The sequence below is a fragment of the Lamprobacter modestohalophilus genome, from assembly GCF_016583905.1.
Lineage (GTDB): Bacteria > Pseudomonadota > Gammaproteobacteria > Chromatiales > Chromatiaceae > Lamprobacter > Lamprobacter modestohalophilus.
This window is the reverse complement of the sequence record NZ_NRRY01000003.1, coordinates 164,066-182,128: the sequence shown is the minus strand read 5'-3', so window position 1 is coordinate 182,128 and position 18,063 is coordinate 164,066. Positions and strand designations below refer to the sequence as shown.

The following is an 18,063-nucleotide window of genomic DNA, read 5'->3' as shown; positions in this document are numbered from 1 at the left end:
TCTGCTCCCGGTACTACGCAGAACTATTGCATTAATACTTGCAATCTACTGCTCCCCGTTCTATGGAGATTCCACCGATAACTAATGATCATCGGTAAGAGACTGGATAGAATAAATCAACAAAGCGGGCTGCCGTTCCCATTCACTCTGGGTGCCATCCACTGAACCAAAGAGTAGGTATAGGTGCGATGTCTCAGGGCTAAAGGCAGCCCCTATCAGCAAGGGTGCCCCCCGGACTCGGCCATTATATACTGGCAAGATACCATATTCCACTGGACGCAGGCTGCTCGGACTCGCGGTACCTGCGCGAACCGCAGCAATATCAGTGAGGTCATAACGCCAGAAGTAATTGTAAGCGTCATCGTGGGCGTATGCGCATGGTCCACCACACACGCGCCCATCATCCTGTTTAATCTTGTAGCCAATGCCACTCTCATGACCACTAGAAGTTCCGATAACAAGGTAATCCTGGCTACCGGGAGGGATAAAGCCAATATGAGCCTGAGACAATTCGGTCCACAGAACATTTTGACCGTTCTTATTATAGGCATCTTCATGTAACGGATTCGACAATGAGTAGTTGATCAAAGCGGTTGCAGGAATCTGCACCCCGTTACTTGTCAGATCAAACTCCGATGGATTCCAGACAAAGAGTGTAGGCCCAATACTGAGCCTCGAGTTGATGGGGATATTACTTGCATAACCGGTTACATACTCACCCCCGAGGTCTCGAACCTGTTCTGCAGGAATTGGAGTCATCCAGCCAGATGCATGCGCACGTCCCTTGAGTTCGAAGAATCCGTACTGAAAAGAATCTTGCAAGTCCCAAGCATCATCAAAGACAACTGTCGTGTTAGTATTTTTGCCACTGGCATCATAATACTCAGCGACATTAACCCACAACTTCTTGCCAATCACTTGGAGACCTGTGATGCGGCCTGGTTTACCCTGCAGCTTGACATCTGGGTTTATCTTTACAAATGGCTGTGTGTTCTTTGCGATGGGCAATTTATTATGCTGGAATGAGTATACCGGTTCTGGTAACTCAAAGGCTCCTACGCTGAAATGGTGGGCGTGCCCTGCTATCCATAGTGTCCTAGATTGTTCGCTTACAGCAATGGGGCCGACCGAATAGGCTATTCGACTTGAGCCAAAAGTTCCGGCTTCTAAACGAATGCCACCCTCGTACACCAATTCATATTTTCTACCCATCGGGTAAACCTTCTCTATTTTTTCATCAGCGCAGGCCCCTATGTAACCGAGTTGACCAAAAAATAACAGAAGAACCAACCGCCGTCTCCAATTCAAACTCGTCCACTTAAACTCGTGATCAGTTCTCGTTATCGTCATCAATATCGACCTCAATTTAGTTACTATGTCATGTCTTAAGGCACAAAGACACAAGTCTGGACGCTCATCGTAGTAGCAGCGCGATGAGTGTGTGGAACGCTGACATAAGCGTTGACAACACAACGAATTTTGAGTAGATTCAGTAATAATATAACATAGTTTATCTTGATATTCTTTGGCCTTCTATGCTCACTTACTGAATTACTTAGTAATATGGTAGCGCACATGAATCTTAATCCCAAGCACTGACTTGTTCAACAATTCTGTATTTGGAAGTTTTCAGTCAAGCAATCACTGATAAATGATAGGATATGACTCTCCTTATTTAATTGAAAACGAACGCGAAGCATCTATTATGTTTTTAACTAAAGTTAATAGAGGTTTCACACCAATTGCAGCAACTGTGTTCACACACACCGGAGTTACCTATGCACATCCTGCCCCTTTGGCTTCTGACCACCCTGCGAAGAAAGTTGTTTGAGTATGCAGGGAGTGATCGGTTTTCGAAACCTGCTTATCAAGGAATTCAAGCTAGATTAAATAATTATTTTGAGAAACCGGGTTTCTTTATTGAAGCTGGAGCTGTTGATGGTTTTTTTGAGAGTAACACCTACTATCTTGAACGTTTCTGCAACTGGAAAGGAATTCTAATCGAACCAGTTCCTCATATGTATAAAAGACTAGCCGTGAATCGATCAAAGACTAAACGTTTTAACTGTGCTCTCGTTCCACCCGATTACACGGTGCCTACAGTGCCAATTACGGTCAACCATGCAATTTCAACAGTAATCATCCGAGATGACTTCAAAGTGACAAATGGGAAGCCCGTTATTGATGTCCCCGCCCGAACCTTAACATCAGTCCTTGATGAGGTGAAGCCGCCTCAGATTGATTTACTTTCTCTTGACGTCGAAGGTTTTGAAATTGCAGCGCTCCAGGGCCTCGATTTTGAGAAGTACAAGCCAGATTATATTCTTGTAGAATGCCTCAATGAGCAAGCAAAAAATGCGATTAGTACTTATCTGGGGGAACACTATACGATGATAGAACAATTTTCTTACCGAGATTATTTCTTTCAAGCTAATACTTTATCTGGTCGCTAAAAACCCTTAATGAGCTAGGGATCCAAAAAGATTAACATAAAAAATAAATTAACTACATTGAACTTGCGTCAAAGTAAACTCATTAATTATTTGACTATCTATAGCTTTGGTTAGAAGCCTTTTTGCGGCCCATCTCTTCACTCTTACTAGCAGTGCGCTGCAGTAGTGAGAACTGATATTTTCCCCAGTGCCTAGAACATACATTAGATATGGCTTAGAGGGTATATAGATATTGACTTGATTTTTTTCTAAATACTGCATCATATGCACATGTGATATCTTACCGAACGGTGTATCAGAAGATTTAGCTAAAACTGGATTAGCTGGTAAGGAAAACAGACTTTTGGGCAATACGGCACTCGAGCCACAGTAGGTACTAAATTCGTTCGTTATTCGAATTCGATTGTGCTGATTATAAAAGAAATATCCAACCTGGATAATTGCAGCTGAATCTGACGACAAATGCATTGCAAGATCGTTTACAAACTCTCTGCTAACCAAATCATCAGCGTCAAGAGCAAAATAGTATGTCAAATTTACGTCGTTGGCATCCAGCATAGCAATGCCCTTTGCAATTTTTCTGCATCGGTCTTTTTCATATAATAGTTGTCGCGTGGCGCCGGGTATGCCTTTTGTGGCTGGGGGAGATACATCCATCGCGTCGACAAATAATACAGTAGATCCTTTCTGGCCGAAAGTTTGTTTAATTATCGCATCATTTTTCAGAAAGTATGGGCACTCGTGCCCAACTACTGCAACGCAGTATGCGTCATTGGTTTGGGAAAGCAAAGAACTAAGAGTTGACTTAAGGCAACTGCAGACAATATCCCAATTTTTAGCAACGCGCTTGGACTTAACTGGAATTACGACACCAAGCTTGATTTGATTAGTCTTTGTGTGCATCTTTTCGACCAAGATATCTAGTAGCGTCGCAACGCATAAATTATGGGGTGATAAGAAACTGAGGGGTGTTGCGAATTATTATTGGCATAGGATTTGATTCTATGCTCACAAGATCCAGACTGTACACACGTCAACCCCTCTCTGACTAGCCAAGGCTACAGGTATAGAGTTTCCTAAAAGTAAGTCTGGTTAGCAACCTTCCTGAACAGATCAGCATGAATCGACACAATTACTAGCTACCGAAAATATTAACCTAGAAAGGAAACAGAGTAGACGCGGCTTTAAGCAGTAATTTGGGATCACGCAGGATGTGATACGGGCGTTCATGAAGCGCTTTCATGAAAGACGCTCTATTACCACTCCAATAAAGTGCGTGCAATGCAGCATGCTCTGCCTTGAAGATTTCGCGAGTTATGTTTTGCGACTGCTCGTTGTCCAGGTTCTCTTCTTTTGCCATGCGTCTCAGTACGTATGCCTTCCCAAAGAGTTTGCGCGCGTAGTTGTATTGTTCGTTTGATTCCGCAGAGCGATTGTTTTTATGCAACTGAATTGTTACCAATGTACGGTCAATAAAGTACACCTTACCGTGCAAAAACGCTTTACGAGTAAGATGGGAATCTTCAGAAAGCAAGCGCTGCGAGGAAATATCAATCCCACCTATCTGATCATATAACCCGCGTGATATACCGAGACCTGATGGAAAACATGGCTGAAATCCGAGAGTCTCGATAAAAAGGCGCTTTCGATTACCCAGATATCCATACTTTACCGGCGTGCCTACAGTGGGCCAGAAATTATCAGGTGCCGATTTAAATTTGCTATTGCGGAGCGTAGCATTGCCACAAACTTCACGAAAATCCATGACAGTCACGTTGATACTTGGTGACTCATGAAGGGCGCCTGCCACGGTTTCTATATAATCAGGGTCCCAGAGGTCATCGGAATCTAAAAACAAAAGAAAGTTACCGCTCGAGCGTTCAACCGCTAGCCTCCTTGCGCGGGAGGGCCCACCATTTTTTACGCTAAACACCTCGTGCTTTAAACCCAATGAGTTGAGCGTGCCAGTTGCTACTGCGGTTGAATTGTCAGTTGATCCATCGTCACACACAACAACCTCGTGCGGGCGATACGTTTGTTGCCCAATACTCTGGAGGCAGTTTTCAAGCATTATCTCCCGGTTGAATGCAGGGATGATTACGCTGAATAAAGGAGAAGTCATCATAGCGATCTACTTGCTAAAATGCTCTACTGAATAATTCAATGGTGATTGTTGAGAGCCTCTAAGGTATGCAAATAACATCTCAGGATCGGCACGAAGATGGTTCACAATTCTTTTATGCATTCTGTCGTTACGCCGTGCTACGTTTCTACGATAACTATTTCTCAGGCGCCAAATGCTCGGAAGGCGCTGATAGCGTGAGAGTAGCCGCCAAGTTACCGTTTGAAAATCCCGTTTGAACAATGGAGATCTTGACATCGCGCCAAGATGGAAGATCATATCGCCATAAATCCCGCCCATCAAATAGTGCAAGTCTCTCACGTTAGATCTGAGAAGGGTCTGACAGCGCTCATTAGAGTGCCATAAAGCGTATCCAAGGCCGACCCCAGTATCAAAACGAATCCCCGATTCTCTCAGGAAGGTTTTGAACTCCTGATTCTGCTGTTGATCATCTGAAGGATAAAATTGAAAGTCGTGCTTCGTAAGGAACTTAGATGTGAAAACTGTAAACGATGGATGCGGGAGAAACGTTTGCTCATTCTCACTCCGATAAACACTGATCACTGATACTCCTCGACTGATCACTTTTATGCAGTTATGTAACCAAAAAGGATCAATTGGGAACGAGTCTACGTCTAGCGTAACAAGAATGTCGCAACCATCCTGCGCTGCACGTCGTGCTAGTGCATCAAGATTAGCACCGTGTTCACGATTTGGCAGGGGATTTCTAATTCTGGTATCGATAATTTCAACATGGCCAGTTTCGGCTTCGAGTAGTTGTCGTACACTATCGGGGGCTTGGATGATCGAGGCATAAAGTTTTATTTGAATGTCGTCATCCACATACCTAAAAACATGCTGAAGTTGTAGTGATATAAGCCAATCCCAGCCATCTGGTACGAAGTAAACGCAAAGCACGCCTATCTTATATGGCTTTTTCCCTTCACAATTAAAAGGCTTCAACGCCTGATGATTAGTCATATCTAGTAGCCCCCCCGAATAAAACTGGAGCACACGTCAAAAGGCCTGATGTCGCACCCAAGAGGATCAAGCCTTGGCCATCGCAGCTTGATGGTCATGGACAGCACAATGCCATAACAACGAATCACTTACTAAGCGCCAAGTAAGGCAGCTTGAACCTGTACCCAAGGAAAAATTTAAGGTGATTTTCTTAGCTTTGCTGCAGCTGTATCTAAGCTGGTTTGAGCAAATTCTCGCTCTGCACTAGTAAGCTTCGGGAAAGAGCTAATATTTCTCAATGAATAAGAGCAAGCTGTGACCGTTTTGACAACTTCGCGGAGTGATTCCGTCATGCGGCTTTCATCGTAATTTTCTGCAGTCACAATACCAGCGTCGTAAATTTTGGACATACGATGCGACCCAGCCTTCCAGTCTCGTATGGCTTTTATTAACTGCATTGTAGCGTGCAACCACTGCCTGTCACGCACCCAGTAACCATTATTTGAGTTTGCGTAGGGCGGGGTAAATGGATGTGTTCCGGGATATCCAACTACAATCGTCCCGCAACTCATAGCTTCTAAGGCAGGGTTTCCAAAACCCTCACGATCCTGGGTGCTAAGAAAAATTGGGTATTGAGTAAACGTTTTTGCCACTTCCTGCTCGGTGCAGTTATGTATCGGCACAAAGGGAAGCTTGGGAAAGAGCATATTTACGGCCCATCGAATGCGAACGGCATCCCGGGGCAATTTTCTTGGCATGTACGAGACCGCAAGTACGCGCTCGAATGGCGATTTTCCAGGTAAGCCAAAAGGCCGCCTGTTTATATCGTCAGTGACTAGAAAGCATCGCTCTGGAGGCATGCCTAGAATTTCAGAGGTTAGCGCTAGGTTATAGTTGGAGGAAGACAAAGCAAACTCGAATCCAAGCTGCGCATAAGTTTTGCCCGGCCAGTCTGAAAGTGCATAAAAACCATTCTTGTTGAAAACTGCCTTTCTACAGTGCATCGTGCTGGTAACGCTTAGGAAGGTGAGTAGTTTGGTTTCTCCGGTAATAACTACGTCTTCACTGACTACGTGTTCCTTAGCGGTTGATAGATCAAATGGTGTAAAGGGAACTGAAACATCATAAAGATGACTATCTTCTACTATGCCTTCAGGCAATAGCATTGCGTCAACGCCTAAGTTTCTAAGGCATTTAACTGTCAGCCTAATCTGCTTGTGTCCACCGCTTGGTGTCGACCGACCACGGTAATGAAATAACCAACGCATTTTGCATTCCTCGCTAATTTTTCTAATCTACTAGCGTAGACCAAGGATAATTTTCGGCAACACTCGTCGCCGTTCAAATTGTAGCTACTCAAATCCATCTCTTTGTGCAAAAAACAAATTATGGCCATCCAAAGGTGCGCATCCGGCAAAAAATAGCTCAAGGCACAACAACCTGGCCTCCTTCCAACTCCTCCTTCAGCCTCCCCTCCAACACCATCTTCGCGCTCTCATCCCCATGCACCAAGCGGACCTCAGCCGGCGCTGTGGGAACGCCGGTGACAAACTCGATCAAATCCCGCTGGTCGGCATGGGCTGAGTAGCCGCTGATGCTGTGAATCTGGGCGCGGATGTCGTAGCGCTCGCCGTCGAGCATCACGTAGCCTCCGCGCGGGCCATAGCGCTGGATGTCTCGCCCAGGCGTACCCTTAGCTTGGTAGCCGACGAAGAGCACATCATGGCTTGGGTCGCCGAGCATGGCCTTGAGATAGTTCACCACTCTACCGCCGGCGCACATGCCGCTGGCGGCGATCACCACCGCGGGCTGGCGGCTGTGGGCCAGGTAGTTGACCATGTGCATGTGGTCGGCGTGGTCGTCGACGGTGACCAACTGCTCGAAGGCGAGCGGGTGGCGGCCTTGTTGCAGCCGGTCTTGGGCTTCGTCGTCCCAGGCCTGGCGCAGGCGCCGATAGCCTTTGGTGAAATCGGCAGCCAGGGGTGAGTCGAGCACCACTTGCAGGCGCTGCCAGTGCGCGCGCGCTTGCGCGCCATCTTCACCATGGCGGTAGAACAGGCCTTCGAGCTCGTAAAGCAGTTCTTGAGTGCGACCGATGCTGAAGGCCGGGATGAGGACGGTGCCACCGTCGGCGAGCGCGTGTTCGATCACCGCGCGCAGGCGCTGCACGCGCGTGCCGCGGTCCTCGTGGCAGCGGTCGCCATAGGTGCTTTCGAGCACCAAGATGTCGGCCCTCTCGGGCGGCTGCGGTGCAGGGAGCAGCGGGGTGTCCGGGGCGCCGAGATCGCCGGACAAGACGATGCGTTGGCGCGGGTCTGGGACCTCGATCTCCACATAGGCCGAGCCGAGGATATGGCCGGCGCGCTGCAGGCGGATCAGGGGTCCGCCGTCGGTCGATTCGCCAGGCTCGCCGTCCCGCTCGAGCGCGACGACACCGCCCTGCCCGTCAAGCCGGTGCCATTGCCCGAACGGCAGCGCGATGATGCGGCTTTGCAGCATCGCGAGCACGCGCTCGATCAGGCGCTGATCGCGGGTAAAGCCGACCTTGAGCGCGTCCTCGAGCACAAGCGGCAACAATTCGGACGAGGCGGGGCTGGTGAGGATCGGACCGCGGTAGCCAGCCGCAAGCAAGTACGGCAGCCGCCCGACGTGGTCGATGTGGACGTGGGTGATGATCAGCGCCTGGATCGGGGCGATGTCGAAGCCGATCTGTAGTTGATTGGCGCGCGCGCCATCGGTGCCGGCCTCGTCGCCTTGAAAGAGACCGCAGTCGATCAGCAGCGACTGGTAGCCGGGGACGCTCTGGGAGTCAGGGCTGACAGCAGCCGCGTAACGCAGCTCGTGACAGGAGCCCGTGACGCCGGTGGTGGCACCGTGGTGATGGATTTCAGGGGTCATGCAGATCGCCTATGCAAGTGACTCATCGTTCCTTGCGCGGATGCCAAGGATTGGACGACATGCGCGGCATCAGCTGGATATAGTGGCTGCTAGACAGACAAAACGCCAGGCGCTTCGGCCATGGCTATCTCCAATCACGTTTAATCTGAGGCAATCTTAAAGCAAAACGTGATCCGAACAAGAGCGCGATCACTCGCTCTTTTTCATCCCTCACCCAAGCCGGCGGCCGCGGCGCAGCTCAAAGGGCTGCTGCCCCAAGGGCCGGCGGTCCATGCCGATGAGCGATGATACCCCAGTCTAGATGCTTGATGAGTGCGGACGAGGCCCCCCACACAACAGTCTGATATTTGGACGTTTTGTCACAGCCCTACCGGCATCGCGATCCAAAGGCCTGGGTCTGCGCCGAGCCGAGCGGCGGAGATCCCGCAACGGCCGTTGTTCACGCCCGATGCTGAGCTGCGCGAGCGCAAGCGCACCGCGCAACTCCATCTCGAGTGTTTCCGCGATTCATGAAGAGTGATAGTATTGCGCTTAAATTTGTGTCGAGCGTAGAGCGTACATGAGACCGACCGACCCCGACTCAGCACTCCCCGTAACCCGCTACACCGCCGACAGCCGCCTTCAGCATCCCGTCCAGATGATCCGCGACATGTTCCGCGATCTCGCGGCCGGACGTGAGCTCGCGTGGCGCTTGGCCGTGCGCGACATCCGCGCCCAGTACCGTCAGGCGTTTCTTGGATTGCTCTGGATCTTCATCCTCCCACTAGCGAATACGCTCACCTGGATCTTTCTGAGCGGATCAGGCATTGTCAACGTTGCTGAAACCGACCTGCCGTATCCGGTTTACGTCTTCACCGGTACCATGCTCTGGGCCATCTTCATGGAGGCCCTCAACGCGCCGCTGCAACAGACCAACGCCGCCAAGTCCATGCTGGCCAAGCTCAACTTTCCGCGCGAGGCGCTGATCGTCTCAGGCATTTACCAAACCCTCTTCAGCGCCGCAATCAAAATCATTCTACTGATCGGCGCGCTCTTGTTACTCGGTATCATCCCCGGCTGGAGTATCCTGCTCTTCCCGCTCGGCATTCTCTCGTTGGTGCTGGTCGGCACCGCCATCGGCCTCATGCTGACACCGGTCGGGATACTCTACACCGACATCGGGCGCGGCCTCCCACTAGTAATGCAGTTTCTAATGTACGTTACCCCGGTCGTCTTCCCCATGCCGAAGGAAGGCCTAGCCGCGACGCTGTTTACCCTCAACCCGCTCTCCCCCCTAATTCTCACTACCCGTGACTGGCTCACAGGCCTACCTCCGGATTTCCTAGACTATTTCATTGCTGTCAATCTGATAGCATTCCTACTGCTCCTTGTGGTCTGGATTATCTACCGACTCGCGATGCCGATCCTGATCGAACGCATGAGCGCCTGAAAAGACGACATTGCGCGTATAAGTCACGACCAATACTCGATAACCTAATCAACCCAACACAATTGGACCAGCCCCGTACCTCAACGGCGGTTAAGTATCCAGCCCGAATTCAGATCCATGCTAGGTCTCTCGGATGAATGACACCCTGATCAAAGTAGAAGGCGTATCCAAAAAGTTCTGCCGAAGCCTCAAGCGCTCACTTTGGTATGGGATGCGGGATTTGGGCAACGAACTGATCGGGCGTCGGCATAGCAGGGATGGCGAGTTGCGACGAGATGAGTTTTGGGCGGTAAAGGATGTCAGTTTTGAACTCAAACGAGGGGAGTGCTTGGGTTTGATTGGGCGCAATGGGGCCGGTAAGACGACGCTCCTTCGGATGCTGAATGGATTGATTAAGCCGGATAGTGGCAGTATTGAAATGCGGGGGCGCGTGGGGGCGCTAATTGCGTTAGGTGCTGGATTCAACCCTATATTAACGGGCAGGGAAAATATCTATGTTAATGCATCTGTTATTGGGGTAAGTAAAGAAGAAATAGAAGAAAAAATTAAAGCAATAGTTGATTTTGCTGAGATTGGTGATTTTATTGATATGCCAGTGCAAAACTACAGTTCTGGAATGACTGTCAGATTAGGGTTTTCGATAGCAACATTGCTACAGCCTGATATTTTAATTTTAGATGAGGTTCTCGCAGTAGGAGATGCTGCTTTCCGATATAAATGTTATAGACACATGGATCAATTATTAAAAAACTCTGCCGTTATTTTTGTTTCACATGATATGCCTAATATAGGACGCATCTCTAGCTCAACACTTCTCTTGTCTAAGGGAGAAATTGCATTTTTAGGAGACACACTTGACGGAATCGAAGCCTATCGCGAATTGAATAACGATCCTTTGTCTTCGAACCATGATAAAATTGTGACGACATACCCTCCGGTAAAAGACGTATCAATTGTTGGATTGCCTAACGAACAGCAATTCAGTTCTAAATTTTCAGCCGAAATAATAATAGATTCTGAAGCACATGTCGGTCATTGCACTCTCCGATTCAACGTAACTGACCTATCTGGCAACTATGTTGCGTCTTGTGTAGTAAACTCCGATGAATACAACATCAAAATAAATCGCGGAAAAAACCATTGGCGCATAGGTTTTTCATCATTACCACTTAAAGCTGATCGCTACATGCTGCGAGCTACATTTACTGATTCACGTGGTGCAATAATTGCTCTATGGCATAATGGTCATCAAATTCGTGTAACTGGGGGGCACCTAGGAATAGTTAGTAATTGTCAGCTAGACCTCTGTTCCTGGAATACCTTATAACATATTATTGTATAGAAGATAACAAATGAACCACAGCGATCAAACTAAGGAAATCAAATACCCGCGCAAGACATTCCGTTCTTCTGGAAAGGTAGTTTCTGATATAAATAGCCTTTTAGAAGAACTTAGAAAAAACGCGAACAAAGGTATTCAATTAGGATCAGGAGGTTCAAAAATACAAGGTTTAATAAATTGCGACCTTTACAATTCTGAGGCTGATGTAAAGGCAGATGCAACTAATCTTGAGATGTTTGATGATGATTCCATTGATTACATTGAATCGCATCACATGATAGAACATCTTTCGTTTACCGACACGGAATCAGCTTTAACAGAATGGCATCGCGTACTTTGCAAGGGAGGGCTATTAGTTCTGACTTTTCCGGATATGACATCTATCTCAGCAGAATGGATCAAGTATTCGTTGATTTATCCTCTGATGCCACATCCAGACCACTTAGACTACATAGTAAAGATGTTGGTTGGATCTCAAGAACACGACGGAATGTTCCACAAAAATGCTTTTGATATCCGGCGCATGTCCAGAATTCTCGCGAAGCACAGTTTCCGAGTTGAATACACGTATTGTAAGTATCCGAAGCGTCCTACCCCTTCAAGATTAGTAATAGCTAGAAAAGCAAATTAGTACCACTTTATAAAACGATGCATTGCTTTATGCTCCCATACTAAGGTTACTATTTCGTGCGGTTTTTTCAGGTTATTTAAAGTGAAAATTGGCTGGTTTTTGCTCGGTGACAGTAATGTTGGAAGTTCTAGAATTCATGGTTTAAACATACACCAAGAACTGATGCGAAAGGGATATGATTCAAGAATAATACAAAGTTCAAACCCTTGGAGCAGTGAGCTAGAAATAACGAAACTAAAAAAGCTAGGCCTACTAATTTCAGGTTATGATGTTTTTGTTTTCCAAAAGGTTTTTGATTCTGGAGCCGTGAAATTTGCTGCACTCGCAAGATCTCTCGGGGTTAAAACAGTTTTTGTTCAGTCAGATTTTATTAAGACTGATATGACGCTTGCGGTAGATCATGTAGTTGTCGTTTCTTCTTATCTTAAAGATAAGCTAGATAATCTTTATGGGATTAATTGCACTGTTATAGATGATGCGATAGAAAATATTCATTTAGAAAATAAAAAGCATCATTCTGGTAACTATCTGCGGCTAATTTGGATTGGCCATTCTGATAATTGGAAATCGCTGAGCATCTTAAATTCTGTAATAGAAAAATTTAGTAATCAAAATATTGAACTAATTACAGTTTCTAATCATCCAGATGCAACATTTGCATGGTCTAACGGAGCAGCTAAAACAGCTATTTTGAACTCAGACTTGGCCGTGATTCCATCAGAGTTAGATGACTGGGCAAAATGTAAATCTAGTAACCGATTGACAACATTCATGTCTTATGGCTTGCCTGTTATCGCATCTCCGGTACCATCATATAGTGATATTATAATTCATGGAAAAACAGGTTTTATAGCAAACTTGGACTCGGAATGGGTTGAATATATCAAAAGGCTTCAATGCCCAGAGCTTCGCAATAAAATCGGATCAGCTGCAAAAGCATCTGTGTCAGATAAGTTTTCTCTGAGTAAAATTACTGAAGATTGGATCAAATTATTTAAATATCTCTAGCCAAACATGGATTAGAAACCTTTGATTAAACCATGCATTTCTGTCTTGATGTCTGTTCACAACGGCGAGCTTTTCCTAGGCGAAGCCGTGAACAGCATTCTCAATCAAACCTTCACCGACTTTGAATTTTTGATTTTTGACGACTGTTCGACAGACAACACACTGAAAATCCTACAATCCTACGATGATCCGCGGATTCGGATCATCATCAATGAGAAAAATATCGGGCTTACCGAATCACTCAACAAAGGAATAGCCATTGCGCGAGGCGATTTTATTGCACGAATGGATGCGGATGACATCAGTTTGCCGAGTCGCTTTGAAAAGCAGGTTAAATTTCTTCAAGACAAACCCCATATTGCCGCATTAGGAGTTTGGAAGGAATTGATTGACGAGAGCGGTCGCTGTTTTTTTCAAGAAAAATTGCCTACAGACCCCGAGATTATCCATTATGCATTATTGATAGGAAACTGTTTTACGCACCCATCAATGATGTTTCGCCGCGAAGCAGTAATTAAAGTAGGCTGCTATCAGAATCGAGCAGGTAAATATGCCCAGGATTATGATCTTTGGCTGCGACTCTCTCATTCCTATGATCTCGCGAACCTATCTGAATTTCTTATTCAATATCGTGTGCATTCTGGCCAGGCTAGTACTAAAAAATTACGAGTGCAAACCAAGACTGCGCTTTGTTATAGAAAGATTGCCGCAAAGGAACGAATCAAAATTGGCGAGACATTAAATCGTAGAATGATACACGGACCAAATTGGCTTGAAAGACGCCTAGCCGCTCCCGGCACCTTAGGCCAATATTATCTTTATACGGGGTTGACCTATGAAAGAATGGGAAATAAGAATTTCGCTTTCCAAATTTTATTGAGTGGGCTTATCGAGAGCCCATTTGCAACTAAAATTTGGATGTTATTGTTAGATAAAACCATTTTAAGTAGGTTGCGCTTGGAAAAAAGAAAAGCCTTAAGCTGGTACGCGCATCGCATAGCGAGCCTATTCCGGAGGTTTTAGTCTTGAGTGGATTCCCCATCATTTCGGTCATCGTTCCTTGCTACAATCAAGGTCGATATCTTGGAGAAGCCCTAGATAGTGTCTTGGCCCAAACCTACCCGCATTGGGAATGCATTCTAGTTAATGATGGCTCCACAGATAACACCAAATCTGTTATCCAAGACTATTGTAGCCGAGATCGACGGATTCGTTCTATTGAGCAAGAAAACAAAGGACAGTCAGCTGCTCGCAATCGAGGTTTGGAAGATATAAAGGGTGATTTTGTCCAGCTTCTAGACTCTGATGACATCATCGCGAAAACCAAGTTTGAGAAACAGATTGATTCATTAAAGAATATAGAAATTCCAGCTGTTGTTTATTGCAATTATCACTTTGGGAAAGCAGATAATGTTTTTCAGAGAGCGGATCGAAATTTTCCAATGCCAAAGTTTATTCTGAAGGAACCATTATGGGACTTGGCTGCCCGCTGGGAAACAGACTTGAGCATACCGATGCATTGTTTTCTTTTTCATAGTAGTTTTTTTCGAGACAACCAAATTCGTTTTGATGAAAGACTTATCACTAACGAAGACTGGGACTGTTGGATGCAAATTTTTGCAGCGGGACCTGAATTACTATTCGTGCCAGATGAATTAGCAACATATCGTTTGCATCAACCATCAGTATCATCTAATAAGCAGACAATGTGGATCGGATTTAGGGATGCCATAAAAAAACAGCAATCAGTCTTTAAAAATGACCAGGTTATTTACGAGTTGCTCACTGAGAAACTCAGACAAATGCGGGTAAGATATGGACATGATCCTATCATGAATTGGGCTAAATATTATCTTAATCAATCCTGGTTTAATAATATGACACCTTGGCCTATCCAGAAAAGATTAATGAAGTACATCGAGCAGAGGCGAGAGTATCGCTACCCGCCAGATGTCTACATCAAGGCTTCCGATTAGATTTACTCGAATGATGAGCGCAGCAAGACTAATCGCCTTTTATCTCCCCCAATTCCACCCCATCCCCGAAAATGACGAATGGTGGGGAAAAGGCTTCACCGAATGGACGAATACCGCTAAAGCAAAGCCACGCTTTCCCGGACACTATCAGCCGCATGTCCCTGCCGATCTAGGATTTTACGATCTTCGGGTATCTGAAACCCGCATCGCGCAAGCCGAGCTAGCGAAACAGCACGGTATTGAGGCCTTTTGTTATTACCACTACTGGTTTGCCGGCAAGGAACTGATTGAACGTCCGTTCAAGGAAGTCGTTGCTTCCGGAGAACCAGATTTTCCCTTTTGTCTCTGCTGGGCTAACCAGACATGGTCGGGCATCTGGCACGGTGAGCCTAATCGAATCCTGATTGAGCAAACTTACCCTGGAGAAGATGACCATCGCCGACATTTTGAATCTTTACTACCCGCGTTTACGGATAGACGCTACTTACGCGTCGACGGTAGACCTGTCTTTATTATATTTCTGACGCGAGGACTCCCTGAGCCGCAAAGAACTCTTGAATTATGGCGCATGATGGCTGAGGACGCCGGCCTGTCTGGTCTATATCTCGTCGGTATGTCTTGGGATGATCATTGGAATCCAAATGAATATGGGTACGATGCGGCAATCTTAGAGAAACTCCCTCCTCTACGTCAACAATGGTACTCATGGCGATATCCGTACCAGAAAGTGAAAAGATATCTGGAGAGGAAGATTGGAGTTCCAACGATCTATGATTATGCAAAAGTCTCTTCTACTTTGACGCCATCATCAATGCATGTCACAAATATGTACCCATGCGTTATTCCAAATTGGGACAATAGCCCACGTAGTGGTGTTAACGGGCGAGTCTTGCATGGCTCAACGCCTGACTTATTTCGCGATCACTTTCGCAGGGCTCTGGCATTAGTAAAAGACAAACCCTCTGATAAGCGATTGGTTTTTATCAAGTCTTGGAACGAGTGGGCTGAGGGTAATCACCTAGAACCGGATCTACGTTTTGGGCGGGCCTATCTCGAGGTCGTTCGCGACGAAGTTCTTCAATCGAGCGCTTTCCTAGATTCTTAACGGAAAAGAAACGAATGGATAAACTAGGCAAACCAGATGCGCATGCTCTGGATCGGCTAAATGTAGCCATTGTTACGTCCTATTTTCAGAGAGAAAGCGGGATTTTGCGGCGTACCGCGCAGAGCATAGCGCATCAATCTTTATCACCAATTGCCAAAGCGGTATTGGTTGATTGGTTGATTGTTGACGATGGTTCTCCTGTATCCGCACTGTCCGAACTACCGGATGACTTACCGTCTTGGCTGCATGTACGCGTCATCCAACAGGACAACCAAGGCGCGGCAATGGCGCGAAATCGTGCCTTTGATGCTCTACCTGAGGGGACGAAATACGTTGCACTGTGCGATTCAGATGACGAATGGAGCAAAGATCATTTATGCCGAGGAATCCTTGCTTTGGAATCAGGATTCGACTTTTATTTTTCTGATTATCAAAAGCTTACTATCACAAAGACTACATTTGATCTGTGTCGCTTTCATCCACAAACTTTTCCTCGCGTAGACCAGTTGGACGATCTATATGCCTTCAACGGTGATTTTTTCGATCATGTGTTAAGGGCAAATCCTGTCGGAACCTCTGCAATCCTGTTCAGAGCAGCTAGGTTCCGCAATCTTCGCTTCAAACGAGCGTTGGCTCGGGCTGGAGAAGATCATGTATTCTGGATGGAAGTCGGATTATTAGCACCGCGAATTTGTGTGAGTAGCAGGCTCGAAGTCAAATATGGCTATGGCGTGAACATCTATGCTCGCTCAAAGCAATGGGGCGAACCAGGCACTAGTGCTCGTGCCACGGCAGATTTAATATTTTATCTTTATGTCGCAAGTCGTTTTTTATTGACGGATGACCAACGGAGCTTAGTTGAACAGCGAATTCGTGGATTTAAGTCAGAAGCAATGCAAAATATTATACACGGGTTGCGTCTTTTGCGATTCTCAGAGCTACCTGTGTTAATTCGTTTTTTGCGCAGGCAAGGCATCGTCAAGTCAGCCGTTAAGCAATCCTTATAAACTTTATTTGAGGCTTCGCTTTTGCAGCACACTCCTAGTCATATTTTTTTTCTGCCTGATTGGCGCTCAGGTAATCCTTATCAGAATTTATTAGCGACAGGAGTCAGGTCTGCTGGGTACTCCATCAATTTTGCAAATTACCCATCAACAACATTCCCTCTGCTCTCGTTACTTCGAGCGCATTCGGCCGTTTCGGTCATCCATTTGCATTGGATCAATGCCTATCTTGCTCCAATTCTTTGGAGTGGCAACCGACTGAAATTTTACATCCGTCTGTTGCAAATGGCCGCTGATGTCCTTCTTGTTCAGATGCGCGGCGTCAAAGTCGTTTGGACCGTTCACAATCGGTTTTCGCATGAATCTGAGCATCCAGCGCGAGAGATCATTGCTCGGCGCCTGCTTGCCCGTCTCGTTTCACGAATGATCTTCCATAGCGAAGATGCGCGCGCGGAAATCCAGCGTTTGCTCGCGATCAACTTGCTGCGCCGCTCTGTGGTTATTCCTCACGGGCATTACATCGGGCTTTATCCAACTGATGCCTCGCGTGAAAGGCAATTGCGCAGTCAATTTGAAATCAAAGACGACGATACCGTATTGCTTTTTTTCGGAAATCTTCGCCGATACAAGGGCATTTCACAACTGCTGCATGCTTTTCAGTTAGCGCCGCATTGCCGGTTGAAATTGATTATTGCCGGTAAACCATTCGACCAAGGCTTAGCCGAAGAAGTGGCCACAGCGTCGAAAAACGATCCACGAATTCAGCCCTATTTAGATTTTATTCCAGACGTGGACGTCGGTCCTTTGTATGCTGTATCGCATATCGCGGTGATCCCTTTTGAGCGTACGTTAACCTCGGGATCAGCGATTCTGGCCCTTTCCCAGGGGAAGGCGTTGCTCCTGCCCGAGGAAGCGAGGCTCATCGGTCTGCCAGATCAACGTGGGACCGTTTTTTATGGCAACGATGGATTGCTGGAGACTCTGCAACAGTTACCTAGCAAAGCTGAGTTAGCAGCAATGGGGAAGATGAATTTTGAGGCCGCGAAGACGTTAGACTGGAAGACAATTGGTCGTCAGGTCGCTAAAGTCTACACTCATTAATCCGGCAGTCCGATGACGTGCTCCGGTCGGAGTT

At 46.6% G+C, this 18,063-nt stretch carries 16 protein-coding genes; 10 read left to right on the top strand and 6 right to left on the bottom strand.

Translation table 11 applies throughout. The features are described 5' to 3' along the window. Positions 1-81: 81 nt before the first annotated feature. Complete coding sequence (locus CKO42_RS02970; RefSeq protein WP_200238473.1) at positions 82-1,290, bottom strand: hypothetical protein; 1,209 nt, start codon at positions 1,288-1,290, stop codon at positions 82-84. A 488-nt stretch (positions 1,291-1,778) separates the two neighbouring features. On the opposite strand from CKO42_RS02970, the gene CKO42_RS02965 reads away from it, so the two are divergent. Continuing rightward, positions 1,779-2,453 (top strand): FkbM family methyltransferase, encoded by a 675-nt coding sequence (locus tag CKO42_RS02965; RefSeq protein WP_200238470.1) that lies wholly within the window; start codon positions 1,779-1,781, stop codon positions 2,451-2,453. Between the two features lie 48 nt (positions 2,454-2,501). Here CKO42_RS02965 and CKO42_RS02960 read toward each other — a convergent pair whose 3' ends face one another. The 5 genes from CKO42_RS02960 to CKO42_RS02940 all read right to left on the bottom strand — a co-directional run bounded on the left by CKO42_RS02960 (position 2,502) and on the right by CKO42_RS02940 (position 8,433). Further along, entirely contained in the window at positions 2,502-3,356 is an 855-nt protein-coding gene (locus CKO42_RS02960) for a hypothetical protein (protein ID WP_200238465.1), read from the bottom strand. A gap of 253 nt (positions 3,357-3,609) precedes the next feature. Further along, positions 3,610-4,575, bottom strand: a complete 966-nt coding sequence (locus tag CKO42_RS02955; RefSeq protein WP_200238462.1) for a glycosyltransferase family A protein — start codon at positions 4,573-4,575, stop codon at positions 3,610-3,612. Between the two features lie 9 nt (positions 4,576-4,584). Continuing rightward, positions 4,585-5,556: a hypothetical protein gene (locus tag CKO42_RS02950; RefSeq protein WP_200238459.1), complete on the bottom strand. Its 972-nt coding sequence runs from the start codon at positions 5,554-5,556 to the stop codon at positions 4,585-4,587. A gap of 176 nt (positions 5,557-5,732) precedes the next feature. Next, a complete protein-coding gene (locus CKO42_RS02945) occupies positions 5,733-6,701 on the bottom strand; it encodes a glycosyltransferase (protein WP_200238454.1) in 969 nt (322 codons plus the stop codon). Between the two features lie 259 nt (positions 6,702-6,960). Next, on the bottom strand, positions 6,961-8,433 hold the full coding sequence (locus CKO42_RS02940) for an MBL fold metallo-hydrolase RNA specificity domain-containing protein (protein WP_200238448.1): 1,473 nt from the start codon (positions 8,431-8,433) through the stop codon (positions 6,961-6,963). A 637-nt stretch (positions 8,434-9,070) separates the two neighbouring features. On the opposite strand from CKO42_RS02940, the gene CKO42_RS02935 reads away from it, so the two are divergent. From CKO42_RS02935 to CKO42_RS02895, 9 genes are all read left to right on the top strand, one after another. Beyond that, positions 9,071-9,862 (top strand): ABC transporter permease, encoded by a 792-nt coding sequence (locus CKO42_RS02935; protein WP_242479069.1) that lies wholly within the window; start codon positions 9,071-9,073, stop codon positions 9,860-9,862. Positions 9,863-9,995: 133 nt separating this feature from the next. Beyond that, positions 9,996-11,189 (top strand): ABC transporter ATP-binding protein, encoded by a 1,194-nt coding sequence (locus CKO42_RS02930; protein WP_200238440.1) that lies wholly within the window; start codon positions 9,996-9,998, stop codon positions 11,187-11,189. A 25-nt stretch (positions 11,190-11,214) separates the two neighbouring features. After that, positions 11,215-11,835, top strand: coding sequence for a class I SAM-dependent methyltransferase (locus tag CKO42_RS02925; protein WP_200238437.1), 621 nt, complete (start codon positions 11,215-11,217; stop codon positions 11,833-11,835). A gap of 81 nt (positions 11,836-11,916) precedes the next feature. Next, positions 11,917-12,843 (top strand): glycosyltransferase, encoded by a 927-nt coding sequence (locus CKO42_RS27840; RefSeq protein ID WP_200238434.1) that lies wholly within the window; start codon positions 11,917-11,919, stop codon positions 12,841-12,843. 48 nt (positions 12,844-12,891) lie between these two features. Then, positions 12,892-13,866, top strand: a complete 975-nt coding sequence (locus tag CKO42_RS02915; RefSeq protein ID WP_200238430.1) for a glycosyltransferase — start codon at positions 12,892-12,894, stop codon at positions 13,864-13,866. A 2-nt stretch (positions 13,867-13,868) separates the two neighbouring features. Further along, complete coding sequence (locus CKO42_RS02910) at positions 13,869-14,819, top strand: glycosyltransferase family 2 protein (RefSeq protein ID WP_200238427.1); 951 nt, start codon at positions 13,869-13,871, stop codon at positions 14,817-14,819. Positions 14,820-14,829: 10 nt separating this feature from the next. Beyond that, positions 14,830-15,924: a glycosyltransferase WbsX family protein gene (locus tag CKO42_RS02905; protein WP_200238424.1), complete on the top strand. Its 1,095-nt coding sequence runs from the start codon at positions 14,830-14,832 to the stop codon at positions 15,922-15,924. 14 nt (positions 15,925-15,938) lie between these two features. After that, on the top strand, positions 15,939-16,931 hold the full coding sequence (locus CKO42_RS02900) for a glycosyltransferase family 2 protein (protein WP_200238420.1): 993 nt from the start codon (positions 15,939-15,941) through the stop codon (positions 16,929-16,931). A gap of 21 nt (positions 16,932-16,952) precedes the next feature. Then, entirely contained in the window at positions 16,953-18,029 is a 1,077-nt protein-coding gene (locus CKO42_RS02895) for a glycosyltransferase family 4 protein (RefSeq protein WP_200238416.1), read from the top strand. Positions 18,030-18,063 lie beyond the last annotated feature (34 nt).